The sequence below is a fragment of the Pseudomonas silesiensis genome (assembly GCF_001661075.1).
Classification (GTDB): domain Bacteria; phylum Pseudomonadota; class Gammaproteobacteria; order Pseudomonadales; family Pseudomonadaceae; genus Aquipseudomonas; species Aquipseudomonas silesiensis.
This window is the reverse complement of record NZ_CP014870.1, coordinates 507,691-529,991: the sequence shown is the minus strand read 5'-3', so window position 1 is coordinate 529,991 and position 22,301 is coordinate 507,691. Positions and strand designations below refer to the sequence as shown.

The window sequence follows — 22,301 nt, the reverse complement described above, 5'->3', positions numbered from 1 at the left end:
TTTTCATCATTTGACGGTCTTCGGCGCCTTGCCCGCCTTCATCTGCTCCAGCAATGGCGCACACTGATTAGGCTCGCCCCCACTAGGCGCCACCAAGGCCAACAGACCCGCCGCCGGTGCGGCAATCACACCTAACGCCACCATCCCCGCCCCGCGCAACATCAGCGGGACCGCCTTCACGCCGGCATCGGGCTTGATGAACTTACCCCGCACATACAGCGGCGATCGCAACGAAATCAAACGCCAGCCCTTGGATTCCGGGGAGATGGTCAGGTCCAGTTGCTCAGTCGCCATGTTCGCCGTGCCATCGATATAAATGATCGCGTTCTCGGTGTCGAAGACAAACAGCTGCGAGGTTGCCAGGCCGGTCTTGATGTCGAAATTGGCGGCCGCGCAGTTGATCTTCACTTCCTTGTCGCCAAAGATCTTGCCAACCACATAGTTGCCGACGTTCAGCCCGGCCAGCTCCATCAACTCGCGACTGATGGCGCCGTCGTTGATCAGCATCTTCAAGTTGCCATTGGAAGTAGCCAGCAATTCGGCTACCGAATTACCCCGCCCGGTAATGTCGGCGTCGCCATTGAGCTCACCGAAACTGGTTTTCATCGGCTCAAATGTCGGGAACAACTGTTTGAGCTTGAATCCACGTGCGGTGAGCTGCGCCCGGCCTTCCAACGGCTCGGCGTGTCCGTTCAGGCGAATCTGCGCATCCAGCTTGCCACCCGCCACACCGAAACGTAGCGGTTCCAGGCTGAGCACGCCATCAGTCAGTACCAAATGGGTATAAAGATCGTTAAACGGCAGTCTTTCGCTGTGAACGATGCGTTTCCCGGTGAATTCGACGTCGGCATCCATGTCGCGCCAGCGCTCGGTCTTGAACTCTTCGACCGGTAATACCTTGTCCGCCGGTTGCTTGCTTTCGCCGCCACGGGCTTTCTGCTTGGCGTTGGAGTCGGCGCCGATCAATGGCGCCAGGTCGGCAAACAGCAATTGATTGGACACCAGCGAGCCGCTGAGTTTCGGCCGTGGCTGGCTGGCGACATAGGCCAGGCTGCCATGGATGTCGCTCGCGCCGATCTTGCCGTTGAACTCTTGGTAGCGGAAAACCGTGCCACCGGGCTCATGCAGCTTGGCGATCAAATGGCCGTCGGTGGCATAGGGTGGCGTATCCGGCAGGATCACGCCGGTCAACGGGTAGAGATTGCCGAGACTGGCGCCGGCCAGCTTCAGCCGCAAGTCCAAAGCACCGAGGTTAAGCGGATCGGTCAGGGTGCCGGCCAGTTCGACACTGGTGTCGGCAATCTTGACCTGGGCCTGGAGCGGAAACGGTCTGGCCGCATCCTGCAGGGCCAGCAGGCCGCCGATCTTGCCCTCCCCTGTCAGTTTCTGGTTGTGGTATTGGCCTTTGACCTTCAGGGCGAACGCGTAATCCTGGGGAGCGGCGCCCTTCTCCTGCGCGGTTTTCGCCGCCTTGTCGCCGACGATATCGCTGAACGGAATCGGTTTGCCCAGCGGGTCGATGATCAGCTCAAGCTGTGTCTTCAGGTTCTGGTCGTCGAGGGTGACGTGCCCCTTGTCGAAGCCGATCGCGCCAATGTCCACCACCCAGTTCGAAGGCTCGGCATCCGGATCCTTGGGATCGAACTTGAATGTCCAGTTGGCGCGGCCGTCAGCCAGGCGCTGCAGCTCGGCATTGGGCTCAGTGAGATCGATGCGCGGGATCACCACCCGCTGTGCCAACAAGGCCAAGGGTGAAATGCGCAATTCGACGCGTTTGAGGGTGACCATCTGCGGCTGCTTCGACCAGTCCGGGTTACCCAGGCTCAGGTCCTCGGCAACCACATGCGGCCACGGCACCCAGGCCCGCCAACCACCTTCGTCGGGGTCGCGCTGCCAGACGACCGCCAGGTTGCCATTGATGGCGAACGGGCGGTGCAGCTCTTCAGACACTTTGGCATTGAGTGGCGGTTTGATCCGGTTCCAATCGAAGAACGCGATGACCAGAACCAGTACGGCCAGCAGAACAACAAGGCTGGCGACCGTCCAGAGAATAATTTTACGAGTGCGCGTCATTGCACAGAGCTCCTTATACGACTGAGCGCCCCTGACTGCGACGCGCGTGTAAAACGTTAGGCCGGAACCGGCTTGCCCTGAAATCTAGGACTGAAAAACCGGCCGCAGGTTTAATGGAAAGATTGATTCGCACACAAATAGCCGTTCGGTTGCGGGCGTAGCGTTCCCTTCAGCGTTACCGCACCCGCACTTTTGTGTGACGCAAGTGAGTCGAAAATACCCACGCCGGTGCAAAACCGTCCTTCGGAAACACCCGATCTAGAGCCTTTTCAGCGAACAATCAATTCCGTTGATTATTACCATTGCGTTTATGAACTTTTATATCGACTTATCGAGAGTAGCATTGCCCTCGTACCCACTTTATCGCCCTCCCACGGAGCACCCAATCATGAAACGCCAATTACTGCTTAGCCTTACCCTTTCAATGCTGGCCAGCACTGCTTTTGCCCTGCCTGCGGCCGACCAGGCCACTCCGCAAGTGAAATCAAGCCACTCGGCATTCAGTCAAACCGTCGCCGAAGGTGGCAATGATCGCCTGAAAGAAAAAGGCCTGATCACTCAAGATGGCTCGGACCGTACACCACAAGGTCAAACCCTGGCAGCTGACGGTTCCGATCGCACCCCACAAGGTCAAACCCTGGCAGCTGACGGTTCCGATCGCACTCCACAAGGTCAAACCCTGGCGGCTGACGGTTCCGATCGCACTCCACAAGGTCAAACCCTGGCTGAAGGTGGTGGTGATCGCGTCATCGAACGCAACAGCGCCTTGAGCTAAGCCCATGGCGGCCTTGAAAAAAAGCCCAATCAACGGATTGGGCTTTTGATTTTATAGCGTTTCACCTCGTACACCCGATTTCCCCGCACAATCCCCCGATAGTCGTTCGACGCTGGCAAGGCCTATTTGCTAGAGTGCGTCGCTGTCCCTGTCCAGAAAACACCCTTGCGATGCTGCCCCGCGCCGAACAGAAACAACAGACCCGCAACGCCCTGATGGACGCTGCCCGCCACTTGATGGAGTGCGGCCGAGGATTCGGCAGCCTGAGCCTGCGCGAAGTGGCGAGGACCGCCGGCATCGTCCCCACCGGTTTCTACCGGCATTTCGCCGACATGGATGAGCTGGGTTTGGTGCTGGTCAGTGAAGTCGGGCAGACTTTCCGCGAAACCATCCGCCTGGTGCGCCACAACGAGTTCGTCATGGGCGGCATCATCGACGCCTCTGTGCGAATCTTTCTCGACGTGGTGTCCGCCAACCGTTCGCAATTTCTGTTTCTGGCCCGCGAGCAATACGGAGGCTCGCTGCCGGTGCGCCAGGCCATCGGTCGTTTGCGCGAAGACATCAGCTCGGACCTGGCGGCTGATTTGTCGCTGATGCCCAAACTTCAGCACCTGGATATCGCCGCCCTGAGCGTAATGGCCGATCTGATCGTCAAGAGTGTGTTTGCGACGCTGCCAGACATCATTGATCCGCCGGCGCAGGCGTTACCCGAACACCTGACACCGCAGGCGAAGATCACCCAGCAGCTAAGGTTCATCTTTATCGGGTTGAAACATTGGCAGGGGCTGGGAAGTACCGAATAGCTCCCCGGGCGCATGGACGAGCTTTTTGTGTGCGCTGCAAATTGGTGCATCACACTTACCCTTGCACCAAATTAATTCAGTTTGTTGCGCCACACCCAAACGTCTTACAGACTTCGGCGCCTATTTCCTACAGATCCCGTCCTTGGCAAGCCCCTTGCTCTAGCCTGACTATTGTTCATTGCTGGAAGCCTTCCCATGCTGGTGATTCATCGCAGAATCGACCCTCAACCCGTCTGGGCTGCTGAATTGCACCTGACCTTCGAAGCCCGGAGCAAAAGCCGACTGCGCTGTTTCAGTGCTGACGGTGAAGACGTCGGATTGTTTTTGGAGCGCGGTCAACCGCCGCTGTATGACGGCGAATGCCTGCAGGCCGAGGACGGTCGCATCGTCCGCGTCCGTGCCCGGGCCGAACAATTGCTGCACGTCACCTGCGCCAATGCCTTCGAATTGACCCGCGCCGCCTATCACCTGGGAAATCGCCATGTGGCACTGCAAGTCGGGGATGGCTGGCTGCGCCTGCTCGATGACTATGTACTCAAGGCCATGCTCGAACAGCTGGGGGCCAGGGTCGAGGACAGCCAAGCGCCGTTTCAGCCGGAACACGGTGCCTACGGCGGAGGCCATCACCATTCACGCCATGGCGATGAAGATTTCAATTATCCGCCGAAACTTCACCAGTTCGGCGTGCGTTCATGAATCCAGCCTGGGCGCTGCTGCGTCTGGCCAGTCCGCAATTGCCGATTGGTGGCTACAGCTATTCCCAAGGCCTGGAAATGGCTGTGGAAAATGGCCGCGTCAACGATCCCGGGAGTGCGCGACGCTGGATCAGCGATCAACTGCTGCTGAACCTGGCACGCTTCGAAGCGCCTCTGCTGCTCGCCCACTGCACGGCCGCGGCCGAGGAAAACTGGGCCGACTTGCTGCAACGTTGTGAAGAACACCGCTCCAGCCGGGAAACCCGCGAGTTGCACCAGGAAAGCCGGCAAATGGGCTATTCCTTGCAGCAACTACTCAATGGCTTGCCGGAACTGGATGCCCCGGCCCGCGCCTTTCTCGACCAACACCCGGAACCGCACCTGGCCCTTGGCTGGGCGTTGGCCGCTCGCGCATGGCACATCAGTGCGCAAGATGCGCTGGCGGCATGGCTCTGGAGCTGGCTGGAAAACCAGCTGGCCGTGCTGATGAAAACCCTGCCCCTGGGCCAGCAAGCCGCGCAACGCCTGACCAGCGAACTGCTGCCATTGCTGCAACAGGCTCAGAAAAACGCTACCCGAATCAAACCCGAACAGTGTGGCAGCGCCGCTTTCGGCCTGTCGCTGGCGTGCATGGCCCATGAGCGCCAGTACAGCCGTCTGTTCCGTTCCTAGGGCCTGTTATTTTGGAGAATCACATGAACACACAACCTCTGCGTGTCGGCATCGGCGGCCCGGTCGGTTCCGGCAAAACCGCGCTGACCCTGGCCCTGTGCCTGGCCTTGCGCGACCGCTACAACCTGGCGGTGGTGACCAACGACATTTACACCCGTGAAGACGCCGACTTTCTGGTGCGCAACGAGGCCCTGGCGCCGGAACGGATCATCGGTGTGGAAACCGGCGGCTGCCCGCATACGGCGATCCGCGAAGATGCGTCGATCAACCTGGAGGCCGTGGATCAACTGAACCGCCGCTTTCCGGGGCTCGACCTGATTCTGGTGGAGTCCGGTGGCGACAATCTTTCGGCGACGTTCAGCCCGGAACTGTCCGACCTGACCATCTACGTGATCGACGTATCGGCGGGCGACAAGCTACCGCGCAAGGGCGGGCCGGGGATCTGCAAATCAGATCTGCTGGTCATCAATAAAATCGATCTCGCGCCGCTGGTAGGCGCGTCGCTGGAGATGATGGACAGCGACACCAAACGCATGCGTAACGGCAAGCCTTTTGTATTCAGCAACCAGAAAACCGGCTTGGGCCTGGAACAAATCATTGCCTTTATCGAACGCCAAGGCCTGCTGACCGCGGCCTGATCTCGCTCAACCGTTATCAACAAGGAAGCTTATCCATGACACTTAAACGCATTCTGGGCGCCATGGCCCTGCTGCTCACTCCAGCCGTCGCCTTCGCTCATCCGGGTCATGGCGACAATGGTTTGATCGCTGGTATCAGCCACCCGATCGGCGGCCTCGACCACTTGCTGGCGATGGTTGCAGTCGGGCTGTGGGCTGCGCAGCAGAAAGGTACCGCGCGATGGGCGTTGCCGTGCATTTTCGTCGGCACCCTGCTGATCGGCGGGCTGTTGGGCTTTGAAGGATTGAACTTGCCGGCACTGGAAAGCGGGATTGCCGCATCGGTGCTGGCGCTGGGGCTGGCGGTGGCGTTGGCGGTGCGTCCGCCGTTGAGCCTGGCGGTGGGTGCGACGGCGTTGTTCGCGCTGTTCCATGGCGTGGCGCATGGGTTGGAATTGCCGGAGATGTCGAGTCCTTGGGCGTATGCGGCGGGGTTTGTGGCGGCGACGGCGGTGTTGCATGCAGCGGGTTATGCAGTGGTTCGAATGCTGCCTCAAGCGGCGGCCCCGCTGGTTAGGTTGGCGGGCGTGGGTTCGGCGGTGACGGGCGCCTGGTTGCTGGCGGGCTGATTTTTGTATCGTCTGCGAGGGCCTCTTCGCGGGCAAGCCTCGCTCCTACAGGTAATGTGTCGTTCGCATGATTTGCGATTCAATCCGACATCCGTAGGAGCGAGGCTTGCCCGAAGGCGGCCTGACAGACACCGCATCTCTCAGGCCTGCTAACATGTCGCGCAATCGACCCTGCCGTGACGACGCCAGCCAATGCCGCCAGTTTCCCGCTCCGCCTCCCAGCCTGAATTGACCGCACTGTTCGCCTCGGTGCAACAGCACTTTCTGAACGTGATCGTGCCGCTCTGGCAAGGACCCGGCTGGAACTGCGACATGGCGCTGCCTTACGAGGCGCTGGACGCCAGTCATCAACCGTTGCTCCCTCAACGTTATCGGGCAATGGCCTGCGCGCGGCAGCTGTATCTGTTTTCAAGCCTGATCGGCCAGGTACCGGCCGCCGAGGAGCGCGCCGCGACGCTGTTCCATTCCTTGCAGCAGCATTTTCAAGATGTCGAGCATGGCGGCTGGTTCTACAGCGTCGACCCGCACGGAGCGCCGCTGGATCAGCGCAAGGACCTCTACACCCACGCCTTCATCCTTTTCGCTTGCGCCCATTACTGGGATAAAGTCCGCGAACCGCAGGTGGAATCGGTGCTCAACGCAGCACTGCAAGTGATAGCGCAGCATTTCTCCACGGGTGACGGCCTGTACGAAGCCAGCCTTGATCGTGATTGGTCATCGCTCAACAGCGGACCGCTGCAGAACCCTCTGATGCACTTGGCCGAAGCGTTCCTCGCCACGCTGTCGGTGCGCGAAGACAACGCCGTGCAAGACGCGCTCGTCGACTTATGCACTGCCATGCACAAGCGTTTTATCGATCCACAACACGATGTATTGATGGAAAAACCGTTGGGGCTTGTGGATAACTGGTTTGAACCGGGGCATCAGTTCGAGTGGTATTTCCTGCTGGAGTCATCTGCGTTACTGCGTGGTTCGGCATTACACACGTCCCTGGAGCGCGCCTTCGCGTTGACCGAGCAATTGGGTGTCGATCAACAGACCGGCGCCGTACAGGCAATGCTCAATCTGGAGGGTCTTTCCAAGGATGCCACCCAACGCATCTGGGCCCAGGCTGAATACCTGCGCGCCCTGACCTTGCGTCCGGACAGCGAGACCGCGGTGCTACAGCAGTTACAGGCATTGCAGCAGCGCCATCTGCATGCAGGCGGCTGGTATGAGTGTCGGGATGAGCGCGGTGAAGTGAGCCGTCAGGATATGCCTTCGACCACGCCTTATCACTTGGCGACCTGTTATCGCGGATTGGCCGACTATCTGCGTTGACAGGGAGATTGCTTTCGCGGGCAAGCCCGCTCCCACAGGGTTCGTGCCGGTTCACGATAATGTGAACGGCGCGAACCCTGTGGGAGCGTGGCTTGCCCGCGAATGGCCGTTACGCGGTCTTACGCCCTGTCGCTATTACGCTCAATCGCAAACCCACTCCAGGTCTGGCTCACCGGCATCAGTTCCAGGCTGTTGATATTGATGTGTGCCGGGGCGTTGAGCACCCAGAAGATCGTATCGGCGATGTCTTGCGGCTGGATCGGCTCGGCCCCGGCGTAGGTCGCGTTGTAACGATCCTGGTCACCGGCGAAACGCACCAGCGAGAACTCGCTTTCGCACAGGCCCGGCTCGATATTGCTGACGCGCACGCCAGTCCCTTGCAGGTCGCAGCGCAGGTTCAGGGAGAACTGTTTGACGAACGCCTTGCTCGCGCCATACACATGGCTGCCCGGGTATGGGTAGTTGCCGGCAATGGAGCCGAGGTTGACGATGCCGGCGCCGCGGCCATGGGCGATGAGGCGCGGCAATAGCAGGCGAGTGCTGTACATCAGGCCTTTGATGTTGGTGTCGACCATGGTGTCCCAATCGTCGAGGTCGCACTTGGGCGCCGGGTCAACGCCCAGGGCCAGGCCGGCGTTGTTGATCAGCCCGCGCAGTTTGGCGAACGAAGGCGGCAGGTTGGCTATCGCTTCCTCCATGGCCTTGCGATCACGCACGTCGAGCACCAGGCCGTGGACCTCGGTCTGCTTCGACAACTCGGCGCACAGGGCATTGAGGCGCTCTTCACGACGACCTGTCAGCACCAGTTTCCAGCCGGCATCGGCAAAACGCCGGGCACAGGCCTCACCAAAACCGGAGGTCGCGCCGGTAATAAACAGGGTGTTGGACATCGTGTTCTCCTTGCTTCGGCTGATGGGCAGCCAGTGGGATAGAAATCAGCTGGCAGCATGCCCCGCCAGACTTCCACCGGCAACCTGTGGCCGCGTTTTTGTATAAAAAGCGATCAATCGTAGCCAGGCCTTGACCCGCATGGGCTGCAGCCATGTGCGCGCACCTTATCCACAGCCCCATCCACACATTCCGGGGGCAAGTGGAAAAGCTGAAAGCCGCTGTGCACAAGGCTTCAAGAGCCATTTCAAAATTTTTTCGCTTGACCCTGGCCGTCCTCCCATGCAGCCCTAGGGCAATTTGCACGATTCAGGTAGAACCAACGATGGCGCCAAGCCAGCAACTACGGCCTCCAGCCGAGTCTTTCCAGAGTTTAACCACAGACTTATCCACAGGCTGCTCCGACTCATTTCGACCTGTTTTCGCTATCATTAAAAAGGTTGACAACGTCGGGTTCATTCCCGGCAAAAACCCATGATCAAAAAACGATCATATCTCTGCAGACCCCGGATTCAAAGGCTTGCAGCCACCTACTCCCACGTTATTCACAGCCAGCTCCACAGCAAACGGGGACAAGTCAAAACTGTGGCAAAACAACTATTTGCAGCGACTTTATGTCGCGCTTTGAGAGCTTGTGAATATTGTTTTCCACAATTTCCAAAAAGCACATGGAGATCCTTGTGGGAGCGGGCTTGCTCGCGAAGACGGCAGCACATCCAGCATCAAAGTGGCTGAAACACCGCCTTCGCGAGCAAGCCCGCTTGTATGCTAGGACTTGAAGGGAGGAGAAGGGACAAAGCCCGATTCTGACTGTTGACGCAGTACAGATCCGTGGGAGATTTCGCCCCTCCTCCTTTCACTCAAGCGCCGATAAAGAATGCATCAGGCTAAGACCGACGATAGGAACAAGCCTGCGCCCCTGGGTGAGCCCTTCAAGTGTTCAAAACCATATCTCGGGGGAATTTCAATGGCAATGCCAGTTTCTGTCCTGATGCCAATCGTTGGCGTCGATGTCGCCAAGAATGAGTTGGTGATCTTTCAAGCTGAGCTGGATCTGCTTGAGACGATTCCCAACAACAAGACGGCGATCAAGCAATGGCTGAAGGGCTTGCCAGGGGCTGTCGAAGTCGCCATTGAGTCCACCAATATCTCCCACAGGGAATTTGCGGTGTTTGAGGACGTAAAAAAGCCCCGGCGATTGCGCGCCGGGGCTTGGTGTTACAACAGTGAACTCAGTGCCCGCCAAGATAAGCGTTGCGCACCTCCTCGTTGACCAGCAGCTCCTTGCCGGTACCCGTGATGCGGATCTCGCCGTTGACCATCACATAGGCCCGGTCCGACAGCTTGAGGGCGTGGTTGGCGTTCTGCTCGACCAGGAAGATGGTCATGCCCGTTTTCGCCAGCTCCCGCAGGGTGGCGAAGATCTGTTTCACCACGATCGGCGCCAGCCCCAGGCTTGGCTCATCGAGCAACAGCAATTTCGGCCGGCTCATCAACGCACGGGCGATGGCCAGCATTTGCTGCTCGCCACCGGACATGGTCATGGCCCGCTGGGTGCGCCGCTCCTTGAGCCGTGGAAACAGCTCGAACATGCGCTGCATGTCTTCGGTAGCGTACTTGTCACCGATCGGGATAGTGCCCATCAGCAGGTTTTCCTCGACGGTCATGTCAGGGAACACCCGCCGACCTTCCGGCGACTGGGCAATACCGTGGGAGGCGATGTAGTGGGACGACTTGTGGGTGATGTCCACCCCTTGATAGACGATCGCCCCGCCTGCCGCCCGCGGCTGACCGAAGATCGACATCAGCAGGGTCGATTTGCCGGCGCCGTTGGAGCCGATCAGGCTGACGGTTTCCCCTTCGTTGATGTGCAGCGAGACTTTCTTCAGGGCCTGGATCGGCCCGTAAAACACGTCCAGTTCCTTGAGCTCGAGGATGGGTTGAGTCATACCACCTCCTCTTCGTCCGCGCCCAGATAGGCCGCAATCACCTTCGGATCGTTACGAATCGCTTCAGGCCCGCCTTCAGCGATGACAATGCCGTGGTCCAGTACCACGATGTGATCGGAAATGCTCATGACCATACCCATATCGTGTTCGATCAGCACCACGGTCAGATCGTGCTCGTCGCGCAGCAGCCGGATCATCGCGCTCAACGCTTCGGTTTCCTGAGGGTTGAGGCCGGCGGCCGGTTCGTCGAGGCAGATGATCTGGGGCCGGGTGCACATGGCCCGGGCGATTTCCAGGCGGCGTTGTTGCCCGTAGGACAGCTCACCGGCCAGACGGTTGGCGCAGTCCACCAGGTCCACCACTTCCAGCCAGTAGAATGCATGATCCAGCGCATCGCTTTCGGCCTTGCGGTAGCCCTTGGTGTTGAGGATACCGGCCAGCAGGTTGCGGTTGACCCACATGTGCTGGGCGACCAGCAGGTTCTCCAGCACCGACATTTCCTTGAACAGGCGAATGTTCTGGAACGTGCGCGCCAGGCCCGCCCGGTTAACCAGGTGGGTACCGCCAAACATCTTGTAGCGCAGCCGAGTGATAAAGCTTTTCGGTGAAACGAAATCGATGGCTTTGAATGATTCGCCCAACAGCTGGATCACGTTGGTTCGCTCGCCACGGGTATTGAGTTCGATCTTGCCGCCGGAGGCTTTGTAGAACCCGGTCAGGCAGTTGAACACGGTGGTCTTGCCGGCTCCGTTGGGGCCGATCAGGGCGAAGATCGAGTTGCGGTGCACTTTCAGGCTGACATCGCTCAATGCCTTGATGCCGCCGAAGTGCATCATCAGCTTCTCGACCGAGAGTACGACTTCGCTCATGGCGCTACTCCTTTACGCGGGGTCACACCGGTACGGCTGATCCGAATCAGGCCGCGCGGTCGCCAGATCATCATCAACACCATCAGGATGCCGAACAGCAATACGCGGTATTCGGCGAAGCCGCGCAACAGTTCCGGGGCCACGGTCAGCACGAATGCGGCGATGACCACGCCGATGGTCGAGCCCATGCCGCCCAGTACCACGATGGCGAGGATCAGTGCCGATTCGAAGAAGGTGAACGAGGTCGGGTTGACGAAGCCTTGATAAGTGGCGAAGAACACGCCGGCCAGGCCAGCTGTCGATGCACCGATGGTGAATGCCGAAAGCTTGACCAGTACGTGGTTCAGGCCCATGGAGCGGCAAGCGATTTCGTCTTCGCGCAAGGCTTCCCAGGCGCGGCCGACCGGCATGCGGGTCAAGCGGTGCTTGACGTACAGCACGGCCAATACCACCAGGAACAATACCGCATAGATGAAGTAGTACTTCACGTCCGGGTTATAGGCGATGCCGAAAAACTCATGGAACGGAACACCCCCTTCCTTGGCTCGCTTACCGAACTCGAGGCCGAAGAAGGTCGGCAACGGCGCCGCCATGCCGTTCGGGCCACCCGTCAGGGACAGCCAGTTATTGAGGATCAGACGGATGATTTCACCAAAGCCCAGGGTCACGATCGCCAGGTAGTCACCGTGCAGGCGCAGCACCGGGAAACCGAGGATGCAACCGGCCAGCCCAGCCGTGATCGCGGCCAGCGGCAGCACCGTCCAGAAGCCCAGCCCCAGGTATTGATAACCGAGCGCCAGTCCATAGGCACCAATGGCGTAGAACGCCACATAACCCAGGTCGAGCAGGCCGGCCAGGCCGACCACGATGTTCAGCCCCAGGCCCAGCAGCACGTAGATCAGCCCGAGGATGACCACGCCCAGCAGGTAGGAGTTGGAGAAAAACGGGAACACCACGGCGACGACGATTACCACCGGAATGATCCAGCGCAACCGGGTCTTGTAGTCCGGCGGCAGTACATGCACCCCGGAGCCGGTGCTTTCGAAGCCTTCGAGAATTTTCAGGCCCTTGGGGGTTTGCAGGAACAGGCTCAGGGCAAAGCGGCCCGCCATGACGATGGCGACAATCCATGCCACCCGGGTCGTTTCCAGGTTGAAGCCGTAGCCGTCCAGGACCACGCCGACAATCGGGCCGAACACAATCAGGGCCACCAGGCCGGCGAGAATCGCGTCAACCAGGCTTCTTTTGAGATCAATGGTTTTTTTAGTGGTTGAAGACATCGCTTACACCTTCGACACAAGAGGACGGCCGAGCAGGCCTTGGGGCCGAAAGACCAGAACGAGAACGAGCAGCGAGAAGCTGAAGACGTCTTTGTAGTCCGAGTTGACCAGTCCGGAGAACAGCGACTCGGAGATCCCGAGAATGATCCCGCCGAGCATTGCCCCGGGCAACGAGCCGATCCCGCCCAGCACCGCGGCGGTGAACGCCTTGATGCCGATGATGAAGCCCGCGTAGAAGTCGAATGTGCCGTAGTTCATGGTGATCAGCACACCGGCCAGGGCCGCCATTGCAGCACCGATGATGAACACGTAGGAAATCACGCGATCGGTGTTGATCCCCAGGATCGAGGCCATCTTGCGGTCCTGCTGGGTGGCGCGGCACATGCGGCCGAGCTTGGTGTACTTGATGATGTAGGTCAGCAGGGCCATCCCGGCAAACGCTGCGACCAGAATGAAGATCTTGGTGTAGGTGAGCTGGACGAAGCCGGTCCCGACTTCAACTCGCCATGCACCGGTGAGCAGGGTCGGCACGCCTTGTTGACGGGCGCCCTGGGCGATCTGTGCATAGTTTTGCAGGATCAGGGAAATACCGATGGCGCTGATCAGCGGGGCCAGTCGGGTGGAGTTGCGCAGCGGTTTGTAGGCGACGCGCTCAATGACCCAGCCATACACCGCCGTGACGATGATGGTGAAAATCAGTGTGCCGAGCATCAGCAGGGGGAAGGATTCAATACCGAAGTATGCCAGCAGAGCCAGACTGATTGCCGCGAGGTAAGCGGAAATCATGTAAACCTCGCCGTGGGCGAAGTTGATCATGCCGATGATGCCATAGACCATTGTGTAGCCGATGGCGATCAGGCCATAGACCGACCCGAGGGTCAGGCCGTTGACCAGTTGCTGCAGGAAAATACCATCCATAACGCAATCTCACGCAATGAGAACCTGCACATGTGGCTGTGCGGCTCTTCTAAGGAAAATACAGATATACGTCGGAGCAATGTCAGATGCGATCAGCCCAGACACCACCGCCCCTGTGAGAGCTGCGGTGCGGCGATCCGACTTGCCAGCGATAGCGGTTGAACATTCAACAAATTTGTCGTCTGTCAGGCCGTCATCGCGGGCAAGTCGGATCGCCGCACCGCCGCTCCCACAGGGAATCGAGGGATCAGCCGATCGAGTCAGCCCTTACTTCTGTTTTTCCAGCTGGTGGTATTTGCCGTCCTTGTCCCACTGGTAAACCACGTAGTCGGAGACTTTCAGGTCGCCCTTGGCATCCCAGGTCTTCTCGCCCATCACGGTCTTGACCGGGTTTTTCTTCAGCCACTCGGCGGCTTTCTCACCATTGTTGGACTTGGCGCCATTGAAGGCAGCGGCCAGGGTCTGGACCGAAGCATAGGCGTACAGGGTGTAGCCTTCAGGCTCGGTGCCCTTCTTGCGGAACTCATCCACTACGGTCTTGCTTTCTGGCAGCATGCGCGGGTCGGCGCCGAAGGTCATCAGCACGCCGTCGACGAATTGCGGACCGCCAGCGGTGGTCACCAGTTCGTCGGTCACGATGCCATCGTCGGACATGAACTTGACGTCCTTGAGACCTTGCTCGCGCAGTTGGCGCACCAGGGGACCGGCTTCCGGGTGCAGACCACCGAAGTAGACGACGTCGGCGCCAGCGCCGCGGATCTTGGTGACGATGGTGCTGAAATCTTTCTCGCCACGGGTCAGGCCTTCATACAACACCGGCTTCACGCCGCGTTTTTCCAGCTGGGCCTTGGTCGCGTCCGCCAGGCCTTGGCCGTAGGTGTCCTTGTCGTGCAGGACCACGACTTTCTTGCCCTTGAGCACGTCGACAATGTAGTCGCCGGCCACGATACCTTGCTGGTCGTCACGCCCGCACATACGGAACATGGCACTCAGGCCGCGCTCGGTCACCGCCGGGTTGGTGGAACCGGGGGTGATCGCGATGATGCCCGCTTCATCGTAGATCTCGGAAGCCGGGATGGTCGACGAAGAACAGAAGTGACCGACCACGCCAACGACTTTCTGGTTGGTCAGGTCCTTGGCGACCGTCACCGCCTGTTTCGGTTCGCAGGCGTCATCGCCCTTGACCAGTACGATTTTTTCCCCATTGACGCCGCCCGCCGCGTTGACCGCATCGGCCGCCGCTTGTGCACCCTTCATGTACTGCTCGCCAAATGCCGCGTTGGCACCTGTCATTGGACCCGCCACACCAATTTTTACGTCAGCCTGTGCAAACGCAGAAACACCCAGCGCAGCTGCCACTGCGAGGGCCAGAAAGCCTTTTTTGTAAAACGTCTGGGACATGAGGTGGTGCTCCATGGTTTTTTTAGTTGGCACTGCGACTTCTCTGAATGCTCAGAGCAAGGGCCGTGCCATCGGTTTTTTATTCTGGGAAAAGTCGCTACCTTATTGTTCTTTCGACTGTTTCGAGCCCATTTTCATTGGGCGTGCAACCGTCTAAACCGCGAGAGGTGAAACCATTTATTTTTAAAGGCGCAACCCGCATGCGCCATCATTGCAACCGCGTCGACAAACGACGTGCAACCAGCCTGTAACAACGTGCGTCACCGAAGTGCACACTGCTGGTGCGGGACTGCTACAACCCGCACCACTACAGGCTAGTCGCTACGCGTGAAAGCGCCGCTTCCAGCAACATATTTCAACAATCAGATAACGATCCGCAGGCACTGGCCTGCGTGATACAGCGAAAAACCGGCTTCGTATAAACAGCTGCGCAATCCCGCCCCTGCCAGTGGCTGCATGGCGGCGAAGGGAATCGGCAAAGCTTGAGGATCTCCATTACACAAATAATCGGCAAAGGCCTTGCCGACCACGGTGCCGGTCGTCACGCCCCGGCCGTTGTAACCGGTGACTGCCACTAAACCGGGCGCGGGTTCGAACAGACGCATCAGATGGTCAGGCGTGAACGCGATGCAGCCGGTCCAAGTGCACTCCCACTCCACTGGTTTCAAGTAAGGGAAGTAGTGCTGCTGAACCCGGTCGGCCCAGGCTTTCAGGAACCAGGTCGGCTTCTGATTGCCATTACCGAGACTGCCGAGCAACAGGCGTCCGTCTTTGTCCCGACGAATACTGCTGAGAACCTGGCGGGTATCCCAGGAACCCTGGCCACCGGGCAGGATTTGCTGCGCGGCCTCCTCGGTCAGCGGGACCGAAGCCACCTGATAGTAGTAACCCGGGAAGAAATTGCGCCGCAACTCGGTCCAGTCGCCTTCGGTGTAAGCGTTGGAGGCGATGACCACTTGCTCGGCCAGTACCGAACCCTGAGCCGTTTGCACCGACCAGCGTTGGCCCTGACGTTCGAGTCGGATGACCGGGGAATGATCGAACAGCTGACCGCCAAGGCCGATCGCCGCTTTGGCCAGTCCTGTCGTATACGCCATCGGGTTGATCGTGCCAGCACGTCGATCAAGCAGCGCGGCGGCGATCTTTTTGGTACCTGTCGCTTGTTCGCAAGCTTGACCGGTCAACAGTTCCACTGGCGCGCCGCGACGCTTCCATTGTTGTTCACGACTGCGCAAATCCGCTTCGCCACGGGCGTTGTGCGCCATGTGCAACGTGCCTTCGCGGCGCAGTTGGCAATCGATGTCATATCTGTCGACCAGGCTGAACACCAGGGACGGTGCCGCACCGAGCATGCGATTGAGCTGACTGCCCACCGCTTCGCCAAACCCGGCTTCGATCTCGTCCGGTGGAATCCACATCCCGGCGTTGACCAACCCGACATTGCGCCCCGAACCGCCATGACCGGCACGATGGGCTTCCAGCACGCAGACACTTTTACCTTGTTCCAGCAGATGCACCGCCGCCGACAGACCGGTGAAACCGGCGCCGATGACGCAGACATCTACCCTCACCTCACCCTTGAGCGCCGAATTGTCCGGCCTTTGCGGCGTCAGTTTTTCCCACAGACACTCTTCGCGTAACGGCATTGCCAGACTCCAACCGAAACCTAACCAACACAAAGCAAAAGCTTCGCGGGCAAGCCTCGCTCCTACAGGTTATCTGCCATGACACAACCCCTGTAGGAGCGAGGCTTGCCCGCGAAGGGGCCCGTCAGTCGAACGTAATACCCTGAGCCAACGGCAACTCCAGCGAATAGTTCACGGTGTTGGTCTGACGACGCATGTACCCGCGCCATGCATCGGAGCCCGACTCGCGACCACCGCCGGTTTCTTTTTCGCCACCGAACGCGCCGCCGATTTCCGCGCCGCTCGGGCCGATGTTGACGTTGGCGATCCCGCAATCGCTGCCCACTGCCGACATGAACCGCTCGGCTTCACGCACGTCAGTGGTGAAGATGCACGACGACAGGCCTTGTGGCACTGCGTTGTTCAGGCGCAGGGCTTCTTCGAAATCGTTGTATCCGATCACGTAGAGGATCGGTGCGAAGGTTTCGCTGCAGACCACATCGCTCTGCTCCGGCATTTCAACGATCGCCGGCGAGACGTAATACGCATCAGGGAATTTATCTTCCAGCTGGCGCTTGCCACCGAACACCCGGCCACCTTCGCTCAAGGCTTGCTCAAGCGCGTCCTGCATGTTTTCGAAGCTGTGTTTATCGATCAGCGGACCAATCAGGTTGCCTTCCAGCGGGTTGCCGATGCGCACTTTCGAGTAAGCGGTTTTGAGGCGGGTGACAATTTCTTCTTTCACCGATTCATGGGCAATCAGACGACGCAGCGTGGTGCAGCGCTGACCCGCGGTCCCCACGGCGCTGAACAGGATCGCACGCACGGCCATGTCCAGGTCGGCGCTCGGGCCGAGGATCATCGCGTTGTTGCCACCCAGTTCAAGAATGCTGCGAGCGAAACGGGCGGCGATTTTCGGCGCCACTTCGCGGCCCATGCGGGTGCTGCCGGTGGCGCTGATAAGTGCGACGCGCGGGTCATCGACCAGGGCTTCACCCGCATCGCGGCCGCCGATGATGACTTGGCTCAGGTGCGGCGGCGCATCGCTGAAGTTTTTCAGCACACGATCGAACAACGCCTGGCAGGCCAAGGCCGTCAGCGGGGTTTTTTCCGACGGTTTCCAGATCACCGGGTTACCGCAGACCAGCGCCAGCGTCGTGTTCCAGGCCCAGACCGCGACAGGGAAATTGAACGCGCTGATCACGCCGACGACACCCAGCGGGTGCCAGGTTTCGCGCATGTGGTGGCCAGGACGCTCGGAAGCGATGGTCAAACCATACAGCTGACGGGACAGGCCGACGGCGAAATCGCAGATGTCGATCATTTCCTGAACTTCACCCAGGCCTTCCTGGGTGATCTTGCCGGCTTCCCAGGACACCAGCTCGCCGAGGTCGGCCTTGTACTCACGCAGGATATCGCCCAGCTGACGCACCAGTTCGCCACGGCGCGGCGCCGGGACTTTGCGCCAGAGTTCGAACGCATGATCTGCGCGACTGATGTGCTGCTCGACTTCAGCGGCGCCTTCCCAGTTCACGGCGGCGATCCGGCTGCCATCGATCGGCGAATGCACCGGCACTTTGCCATTCTGATACAGGGCCGGGTTCACGCCAAGACGATCAAGCAATGCGGCAACCATGGGTCACTCCTCAAGCAAAAAACAGAAAGTGGGCAGCCGGAAAATCACGACTGATCAGACCTGTAGTTTTAGCGCCCCCGAGGTTACTCAACAAACGACCTTTAAGAGAGATATCATTCCGTTTATTCATGCTGTGCATTGCTGGCAATAAAGAGACAAGACGAAAGGACCGCCCATGCTGAACAAACGCTATCTGCCTTCGATCACCGCACTGCAGTGTTTCGAGGCTGTGACCCGGCATTTGAGTTTCACTCGGGCCGCAGAAGAGCTGAACCTGACCCAGAGTGCGGTGAGCAAACAGGTCGCGCAACTCGAAGAGTTATTACAGCATCTGCTATTCCGTCGGGTGCGCCGCCGCCTGCAAATGACCCCGGCCGGAGATTTGTACCTGGTAGAAGTACGAAAAATTCTCACCCAAGTCGAAATGTCGACCCATTACCTGCGCTCCTACGGCGGTGAAACAGAAGTCCTGCGCGTCTCCACGCCTCCGACCTTCGGCGCCCGTTGGTTGGTGCCACGCTTGAAAGGCTGGCGCCTGCGCCACCCATCGATCCACCTGGACCTGTGCAGCGAACAGGAAGCCGACGATCTGCTGCAGGGGCGCAGCGACCTGGCTTTCTATTTTGGCCAGGGTTCGCGCCCCGGCACCGAATGCCTGAAGCTGTTCAGCGAAGAGTTGGTGCCGGTTTGCGCACCGGGCAGCCTGCCGGACACGCCATTCACCGATCCTACGCAACTCACTGACCTGGTCCTGCTGCAAAACGCTTCGCGCCCCCAGGCCTGGCACGACTGGTTCGACAGCCAGGGCTACCACACCGAGCACAGTTACCACGGGCCGCGGTTCGAAACCTTCTACATGTGCATCCGCGCCGCCCAGGTCGGCTGTGGCGTGGCGCTGATGCCGAAGTTTCTGGTGGAAGAGGAATTGGCCGACGGCAAACTGGTCATACCCTGGCAGCACGCGATGCCCAGCACCGACGCCTATTACCTGGCGTACCCGGAGCATGCGGCAGACGTGCCGAAAGTGCGGGATTTTGTGAAGTGGATGCTGGAGCAGATTGATAGTCCGCAAATGTCATCTATTTAGGGTTGCCCCCAGCCCCTGTGGGAGCGAGCTTGCTCGCGATGGCGGTGGGTCAGTCAATATTGATATTGAATGAAATACCGCCATCGCGAGCAAGCTCGCTCCCACAAGGATCTGCTGCGGTCTAAAAAATCGCTGGCAATCCTCACCACCGATATGCGCCACTAGCCCAATTCATTGAACAGCTGCAACGCCGCTGCCACAGGCCGCGGCCAGCCTGGAGAACCCCCGTTATGAGCGAGAGCGTGTTTGCCGATCGCATCGTGCAGAACCTGCTCGACACCGACTTCTACAAACTGACGATGATGCAGGCGGTGCTGCACAACTACCCGAATGTGGAAGTCGAATGGGAGTTCCGTTGCCGAAACAGTGAAGACCTGCGCCCGTACCTGGCGGAGATCCGCTTCCAGATCGAGCGCCTGGCCGAGTTGAGCCTGAGTGCCGACCAGTTGAGTTTCATGGAGCGCATCAGTTTCATGAAACCGGATTTCCTGCGCTTTCTCGGGTTGTTTCGCTTCAACTTGCGCTATGTGCACACGGGGATCGAAAACGGCGAGTTGTTCATCCGCCTGCGTGGGCCATGGCTGCATGTGATTCTGTTCGAAGTGCCGCTGCTGGCGATCGTCAGCGAAGTGCGCAACCGCTATCGCTACAGGGAAATCGTCCTGGAGCAGGCGCGCGAGCAGCTCTATCGCAAGTTCGACTGGCTGACCGCCAATGCCGGCAGCGATGAATTATCCGAACTGCAGGTGGCCGATTTCGGTACGCGCCGGCGCTTCTCGTTCCGCGTGCAAGAAGAAGTGGTAAACGTGCTCAAGCACGACTTCCCCGGTCGTTTCGTCGGCACCAGCAACGTGCACCTGTCGCGTGAGCTGGACATGAAACCGCTGGGCACCATGGCCCACGAGTGGATCATGGCCCATCAGCAGCTCGGCCCGCGACTGATCGACAGCCAGATTGCCGCCCTCGATTGCTGGGTCCGCGAATATCGCGGCCTGCTCGGGATCGCGCTGACCGACTGCATCACCACCGATGCCTTCCTCAGTGATTTCGACCTGTATTTCGCCAAGCTTTTCGACGGCTTGCGCCATGACTCCGGTGATCCGGTGCTCTGGGCGGAAAAGGCCATCGCCCATTATCACAAACTTGGCATCGACCCGATGAGCAAGACGCTGGTGTTCTCCGACAGCCTGACGCTGCCCAAATCCCTGGAGATTTTCCGGGCGCTGCGTGGTCGGATCAATGTCAGCTTCGGTATCGGCACCAACCTGACGTGCGATATTCCGGGTGTCGAACCGATGAGCATCGTGCTTAAAATGGCCGCCTGCAACGGCCAGCCGGTGGCAAAGATCTCCGACGAGCCGGGCAAGACGCATTGCAAAGACCCAAATTTCGTCGCCTATTTGCGACACGTTTTCCAGGTACCTGCCGCGCTTTCCAGTACAGCAGGCATTTCAAGCAAGGAGTGAATTCATGCAAGCCGAACAGCGTGAGATTGCTGAGCAGCTCAAGGTTCAACCGCCGTTCGCCGACCAGGCCGCCCTTGAGGCCGAAGTCGCCCGACGGATCACCTTTATCCAGGATTGCCTGGTCAATTCCGGGCTCAAGACGTTGGTGCTCGGCATCAGCGGCGGTGTCGACTCCCTGACCGCCGGCCTGCTGGCCCAACGCGCCATGCGCGAGCTGCGCACACGCACCGGTGACGACAGCTACAGGTTCATCGCCGTGCGCCTGCCGTACCAGACCCAGTTCGATGAGCACGACGCCCAGGCTTCGCTGGATTTCATTGCCCCGGACGAACGTCACACGGTCAACATCGGTGCGGCGGTCAAAGCCCTGGCCAGTGAAGTGGCAGCGTTCGAAGGCAAGCAAGCAGTATCGGTGGATTTCGTGCTCGGCAATACCAAGGCGCGGATGCGCATGGTCGCCCAATACACCATTGCCGGCGCAGCGCATGGGCTGGTGATCGGCACCGATCACGCGGCGGAAGCGGTGATGGGCTTCTTCACCAAGTTCGGTGACGGCGCGTGTGACCTGGCGCCGTTGAGTGGCCTGGTGAAAAACCAGGTTCGGGACATCGCCCGCAGCTTCGGCGCGCCGGAAACGCTGGTGGAAAAAATCCCGACGGCGGACCTTGAGGACTTGTCGCCGGGCAAACCGGATGAAGCCTCCCATGGCGTGACCTATGCCGAGATCGATGCGTTCCTGCATGGCGAGCCGGTGCGTGAGGAAGCGTTCAAGATCATTTGCGATACGTATAAAAAGACCCATCACAAGCGAGTGATGCCGTTCGCGCCGTAAGGCGTGAATGAGGTGGCGTCTGTTCCGGCGCCTTCGCGGGCAAGCCTCGCTCCTACAGAGTCACGCGATCCCTGTGGGAGCGTGCGGTGCGACGATTCGACTTGCCCGCGAAGAACGATGACTCGGTCTATCGTCAGGCACAAAAAAAAGCGTCCTTCAAGGGACGCTTTTTTATGAGCTCGATTCGATTACTTCAGGGTAACAGTACCTTTCATCATCGAAATATGGCCCGGGAACGAGCAGAAGAACCCGTACTTCTCGCCAGCAGCAAGCTTCGCTACATCGAAGGTCACCGAGTCGGTTTCCTTGGCACCAATGACCTTGGTGTGGGCGATGACGCGTGCATCACCTTCTTTCAGGTAGTTCTTGTCGATGCCGGCAGCCAGGCCATCGGTAGCGATCGGCTGCATGTCAGCCTCTTTGCTCAGCACCCAGTTATGGCCCATGACGGTTTTCGGCAAGGCGCCGGAATGAGTCAGCTCTACGGTGAACGTCTTGCAGCTCTTGTCGATTTCAATGGCCTTGGTGTTGAAGGACATCTGATCGGTGGAGTCGACAGTGACCTTGCACTCGGCAGCCATCAATTGGCTGCTGGCCAGTGTCAGCAGGGATACCGCAACAAGTTTGGCAAACATGGTGAATCTCCAAGGCAGGGTTAACAAAAATGCGAATGGACAGAAGACTGCCTGAAAACTTCGCAAGTTCCTATGACCTGAATCAAAAATTGTATACAACTTTCGGGCTATGACCCCTATCGAGACAATCT

The 22,301-nt window shown here is 59.2% G+C and carries 20 protein-coding genes and 1 pseudogene; 11 read left to right on the top strand and 10 right to left on the bottom strand.

Features of this window, described 5'->3' with window-relative positions; genetic code table 11:
* Positions 1 to 6: 6 nt before the first annotated feature.
* Entirely contained in the window at positions 7 to 2,073 is a 2,067-nt protein-coding gene (locus tag PMA3_RS02300) for an AsmA family protein (protein WP_064675654.1), read from the bottom strand.
* Between the two features lie 388 nt (positions 2,074 to 2,461).
* Between PMA3_RS02300 and PMA3_RS02295 the strand changes: the two genes are divergently transcribed.
* The 7 genes from PMA3_RS02295 (at position 2,462) to PMA3_RS02265 (ending at position 7,584) form a co-directional block, all read left to right on the top strand.
* The gene (locus PMA3_RS02295) at positions 2,462 to 2,848 is read left to right on the top strand and encodes a hypothetical protein (RefSeq protein WP_064675653.1); all 387 of its coding nucleotides are present in this window, start codon (positions 2,462 to 2,464) and stop codon (positions 2,846 to 2,848) included.
* Positions 2,849 to 3,018: 170 nt separating this feature from the next.
* Positions 3,019 to 3,651: a TetR family transcriptional regulator gene (locus tag PMA3_RS02290; RefSeq protein WP_064675652.1), complete on the top strand. Its 633-nt coding sequence runs from the start codon at positions 3,019 to 3,021 to the stop codon at positions 3,649 to 3,651.
* A gap of 195 nt (positions 3,652 to 3,846) precedes the next feature.
* Positions 3,847 to 4,347, top strand: coding sequence for an urease accessory protein UreE (gene ureE / locus PMA3_RS02285; protein ID WP_064675651.1), 501 nt, complete (start codon positions 3,847 to 3,849; stop codon positions 4,345 to 4,347).
* Positions 4,344 to 5,018 (top strand): urease accessory protein UreF, encoded by a 675-nt coding sequence (locus PMA3_RS02280; RefSeq protein ID WP_064675650.1) that lies wholly within the window; start codon positions 4,344 to 4,346, stop codon positions 5,016 to 5,018. The genes ureE and PMA3_RS02280 overlap by 4 nt, the downstream gene beginning before the upstream one ends.
* A gap of 23 nt (positions 5,019 to 5,041) precedes the next feature.
* Complete coding sequence (gene ureG / locus PMA3_RS02275) at positions 5,042 to 5,656, top strand: urease accessory protein UreG (protein WP_064675649.1); 615 nt, start codon at positions 5,042 to 5,044, stop codon at positions 5,654 to 5,656.
* Positions 5,657 to 5,691: 35 nt separating this feature from the next.
* Positions 5,692 to 6,264 (top strand): HupE/UreJ family protein, encoded by a 573-nt coding sequence (locus tag PMA3_RS02270; protein ID WP_064675648.1) that lies wholly within the window; start codon positions 5,692 to 5,694, stop codon positions 6,262 to 6,264.
* Between the two features lie 192 nt (positions 6,265 to 6,456).
* A complete protein-coding gene (locus PMA3_RS02265) occupies positions 6,457 to 7,584 on the top strand; it encodes an AGE family epimerase/isomerase (protein WP_064675647.1) in 1,128 nt (375 codons plus the stop codon).
* 119 nt (positions 7,585 to 7,703) lie between these two features.
* Here the strand turns inward: PMA3_RS02265 and PMA3_RS02260 are convergent, their stop codons facing one another.
* The gene (locus tag PMA3_RS02260; protein WP_064675646.1) at positions 7,704 to 8,474 is read right to left on the bottom strand and encodes an SDR family oxidoreductase; all 771 of its coding nucleotides are present in this window, start codon (positions 8,472 to 8,474) and stop codon (positions 7,704 to 7,706) included.
* A 965-nt stretch (positions 8,475 to 9,439) separates the two neighbouring features.
* Here PMA3_RS02260 and PMA3_RS31445 point away from each other — a divergent pair.
* Positions 9,440 to 9,640 (top strand): annotated as a pseudogene (locus tag PMA3_RS31445) (IS110 family transposase); the annotation flags it as partial.
* A gap of 64 nt (positions 9,641 to 9,704) precedes the next feature.
* On the opposite strand, the gene PMA3_RS02250 reads toward PMA3_RS31445, so the two are convergent.
* The 7 genes from PMA3_RS02250 to amaB form a co-directional block, all read right to left on the bottom strand.
* Positions 9,705 to 10,421 (bottom strand): ABC transporter ATP-binding protein, encoded by a 717-nt coding sequence (locus tag PMA3_RS02250; protein WP_064675644.1) that lies wholly within the window; start codon positions 10,419 to 10,421, stop codon positions 9,705 to 9,707.
* Positions 10,418 to 11,290 carry an ABC transporter ATP-binding protein gene (locus tag PMA3_RS02245; RefSeq protein WP_064675643.1) on the bottom strand — a complete coding sequence of 291 codons (873 nt, stop codon included), beginning with the start codon at positions 11,288 to 11,290 and terminating at the stop codon, positions 10,418 to 10,420. Before PMA3_RS02245 ends, PMA3_RS02250 begins: the two co-directional genes overlap by 4 nt.
* Entirely contained in the window at positions 11,287 to 12,570 is a 1,284-nt protein-coding gene (gene livM / locus PMA3_RS02240; RefSeq protein WP_064675642.1) for a high-affinity branched-chain amino acid ABC transporter permease LivM, read from the bottom strand. Before livM ends, PMA3_RS02245 begins: the two co-directional genes overlap by 4 nt.
* Positions 12,571 to 12,573: 3 nt before the next feature.
* Positions 12,574 to 13,488: an ABC transporter permease subunit gene (locus tag PMA3_RS02235; protein WP_064675641.1), complete on the bottom strand. Its 915-nt coding sequence runs from the start codon at positions 13,486 to 13,488 to the stop codon at positions 12,574 to 12,576.
* Between the two features lie 267 nt (positions 13,489 to 13,755).
* Positions 13,756 to 14,889: a branched-chain amino acid ABC transporter substrate-binding protein gene (locus tag PMA3_RS02230; protein ID WP_064675640.1), complete on the bottom strand. Its 1,134-nt coding sequence runs from the start codon at positions 14,887 to 14,889 to the stop codon at positions 13,756 to 13,758.
* A gap of 362 nt (positions 14,890 to 15,251) precedes the next feature.
* Positions 15,252 to 16,535, bottom strand: coding sequence for an L-pipecolate oxidase (gene amaA, locus PMA3_RS02225; protein ID WP_064675639.1), 1,284 nt, complete (start codon positions 16,533 to 16,535; stop codon positions 15,252 to 15,254).
* 124 nt (positions 16,536 to 16,659) lie between these two features.
* Entirely contained in the window at positions 16,660 to 18,150 is a 1,491-nt protein-coding gene (amaB, locus tag PMA3_RS02220) for an L-piperidine-6-carboxylate dehydrogenase (RefSeq protein ID WP_064675638.1), read from the bottom strand.
* A gap of 175 nt (positions 18,151 to 18,325) precedes the next feature.
* Between amaB and PMA3_RS02215 the strand changes: the two genes are divergently transcribed.
* The 3 genes from PMA3_RS02215 to nadE all read left to right on the top strand — a co-directional run bounded on the left by PMA3_RS02215 (position 18,326) and on the right by nadE (position 21,535).
* A complete protein-coding gene (locus PMA3_RS02215) occupies positions 18,326 to 19,237 on the top strand; it encodes a LysR family transcriptional regulator (protein ID WP_064675637.1) in 912 nt (303 codons plus the stop codon).
* Positions 19,238 to 19,467: 230 nt separating this feature from the next.
* Complete coding sequence (gene pncB / locus PMA3_RS02210; protein ID WP_064675636.1) at positions 19,468 to 20,703, top strand: nicotinate phosphoribosyltransferase; 1,236 nt, start codon at positions 19,468 to 19,470, stop codon at positions 20,701 to 20,703.
* Positions 20,704 to 20,707: 4 nt separating this feature from the next.
* A complete protein-coding gene (gene nadE / locus PMA3_RS02205; protein ID WP_064675635.1) occupies positions 20,708 to 21,535 on the top strand; it encodes an ammonia-dependent NAD(+) synthetase in 828 nt (275 codons plus the stop codon).
* A gap of 188 nt (positions 21,536 to 21,723) precedes the next feature.
* Here the strand turns inward: nadE and azu are convergent, their stop codons facing one another.
* Positions 21,724 to 22,170: an azurin gene (azu, locus tag PMA3_RS02200; RefSeq protein WP_064675634.1), complete on the bottom strand. Its 447-nt coding sequence runs from the start codon at positions 22,168 to 22,170 to the stop codon at positions 21,724 to 21,726.
* Between the last annotated feature and the right edge of the window lie 131 nt (positions 22,171 to 22,301).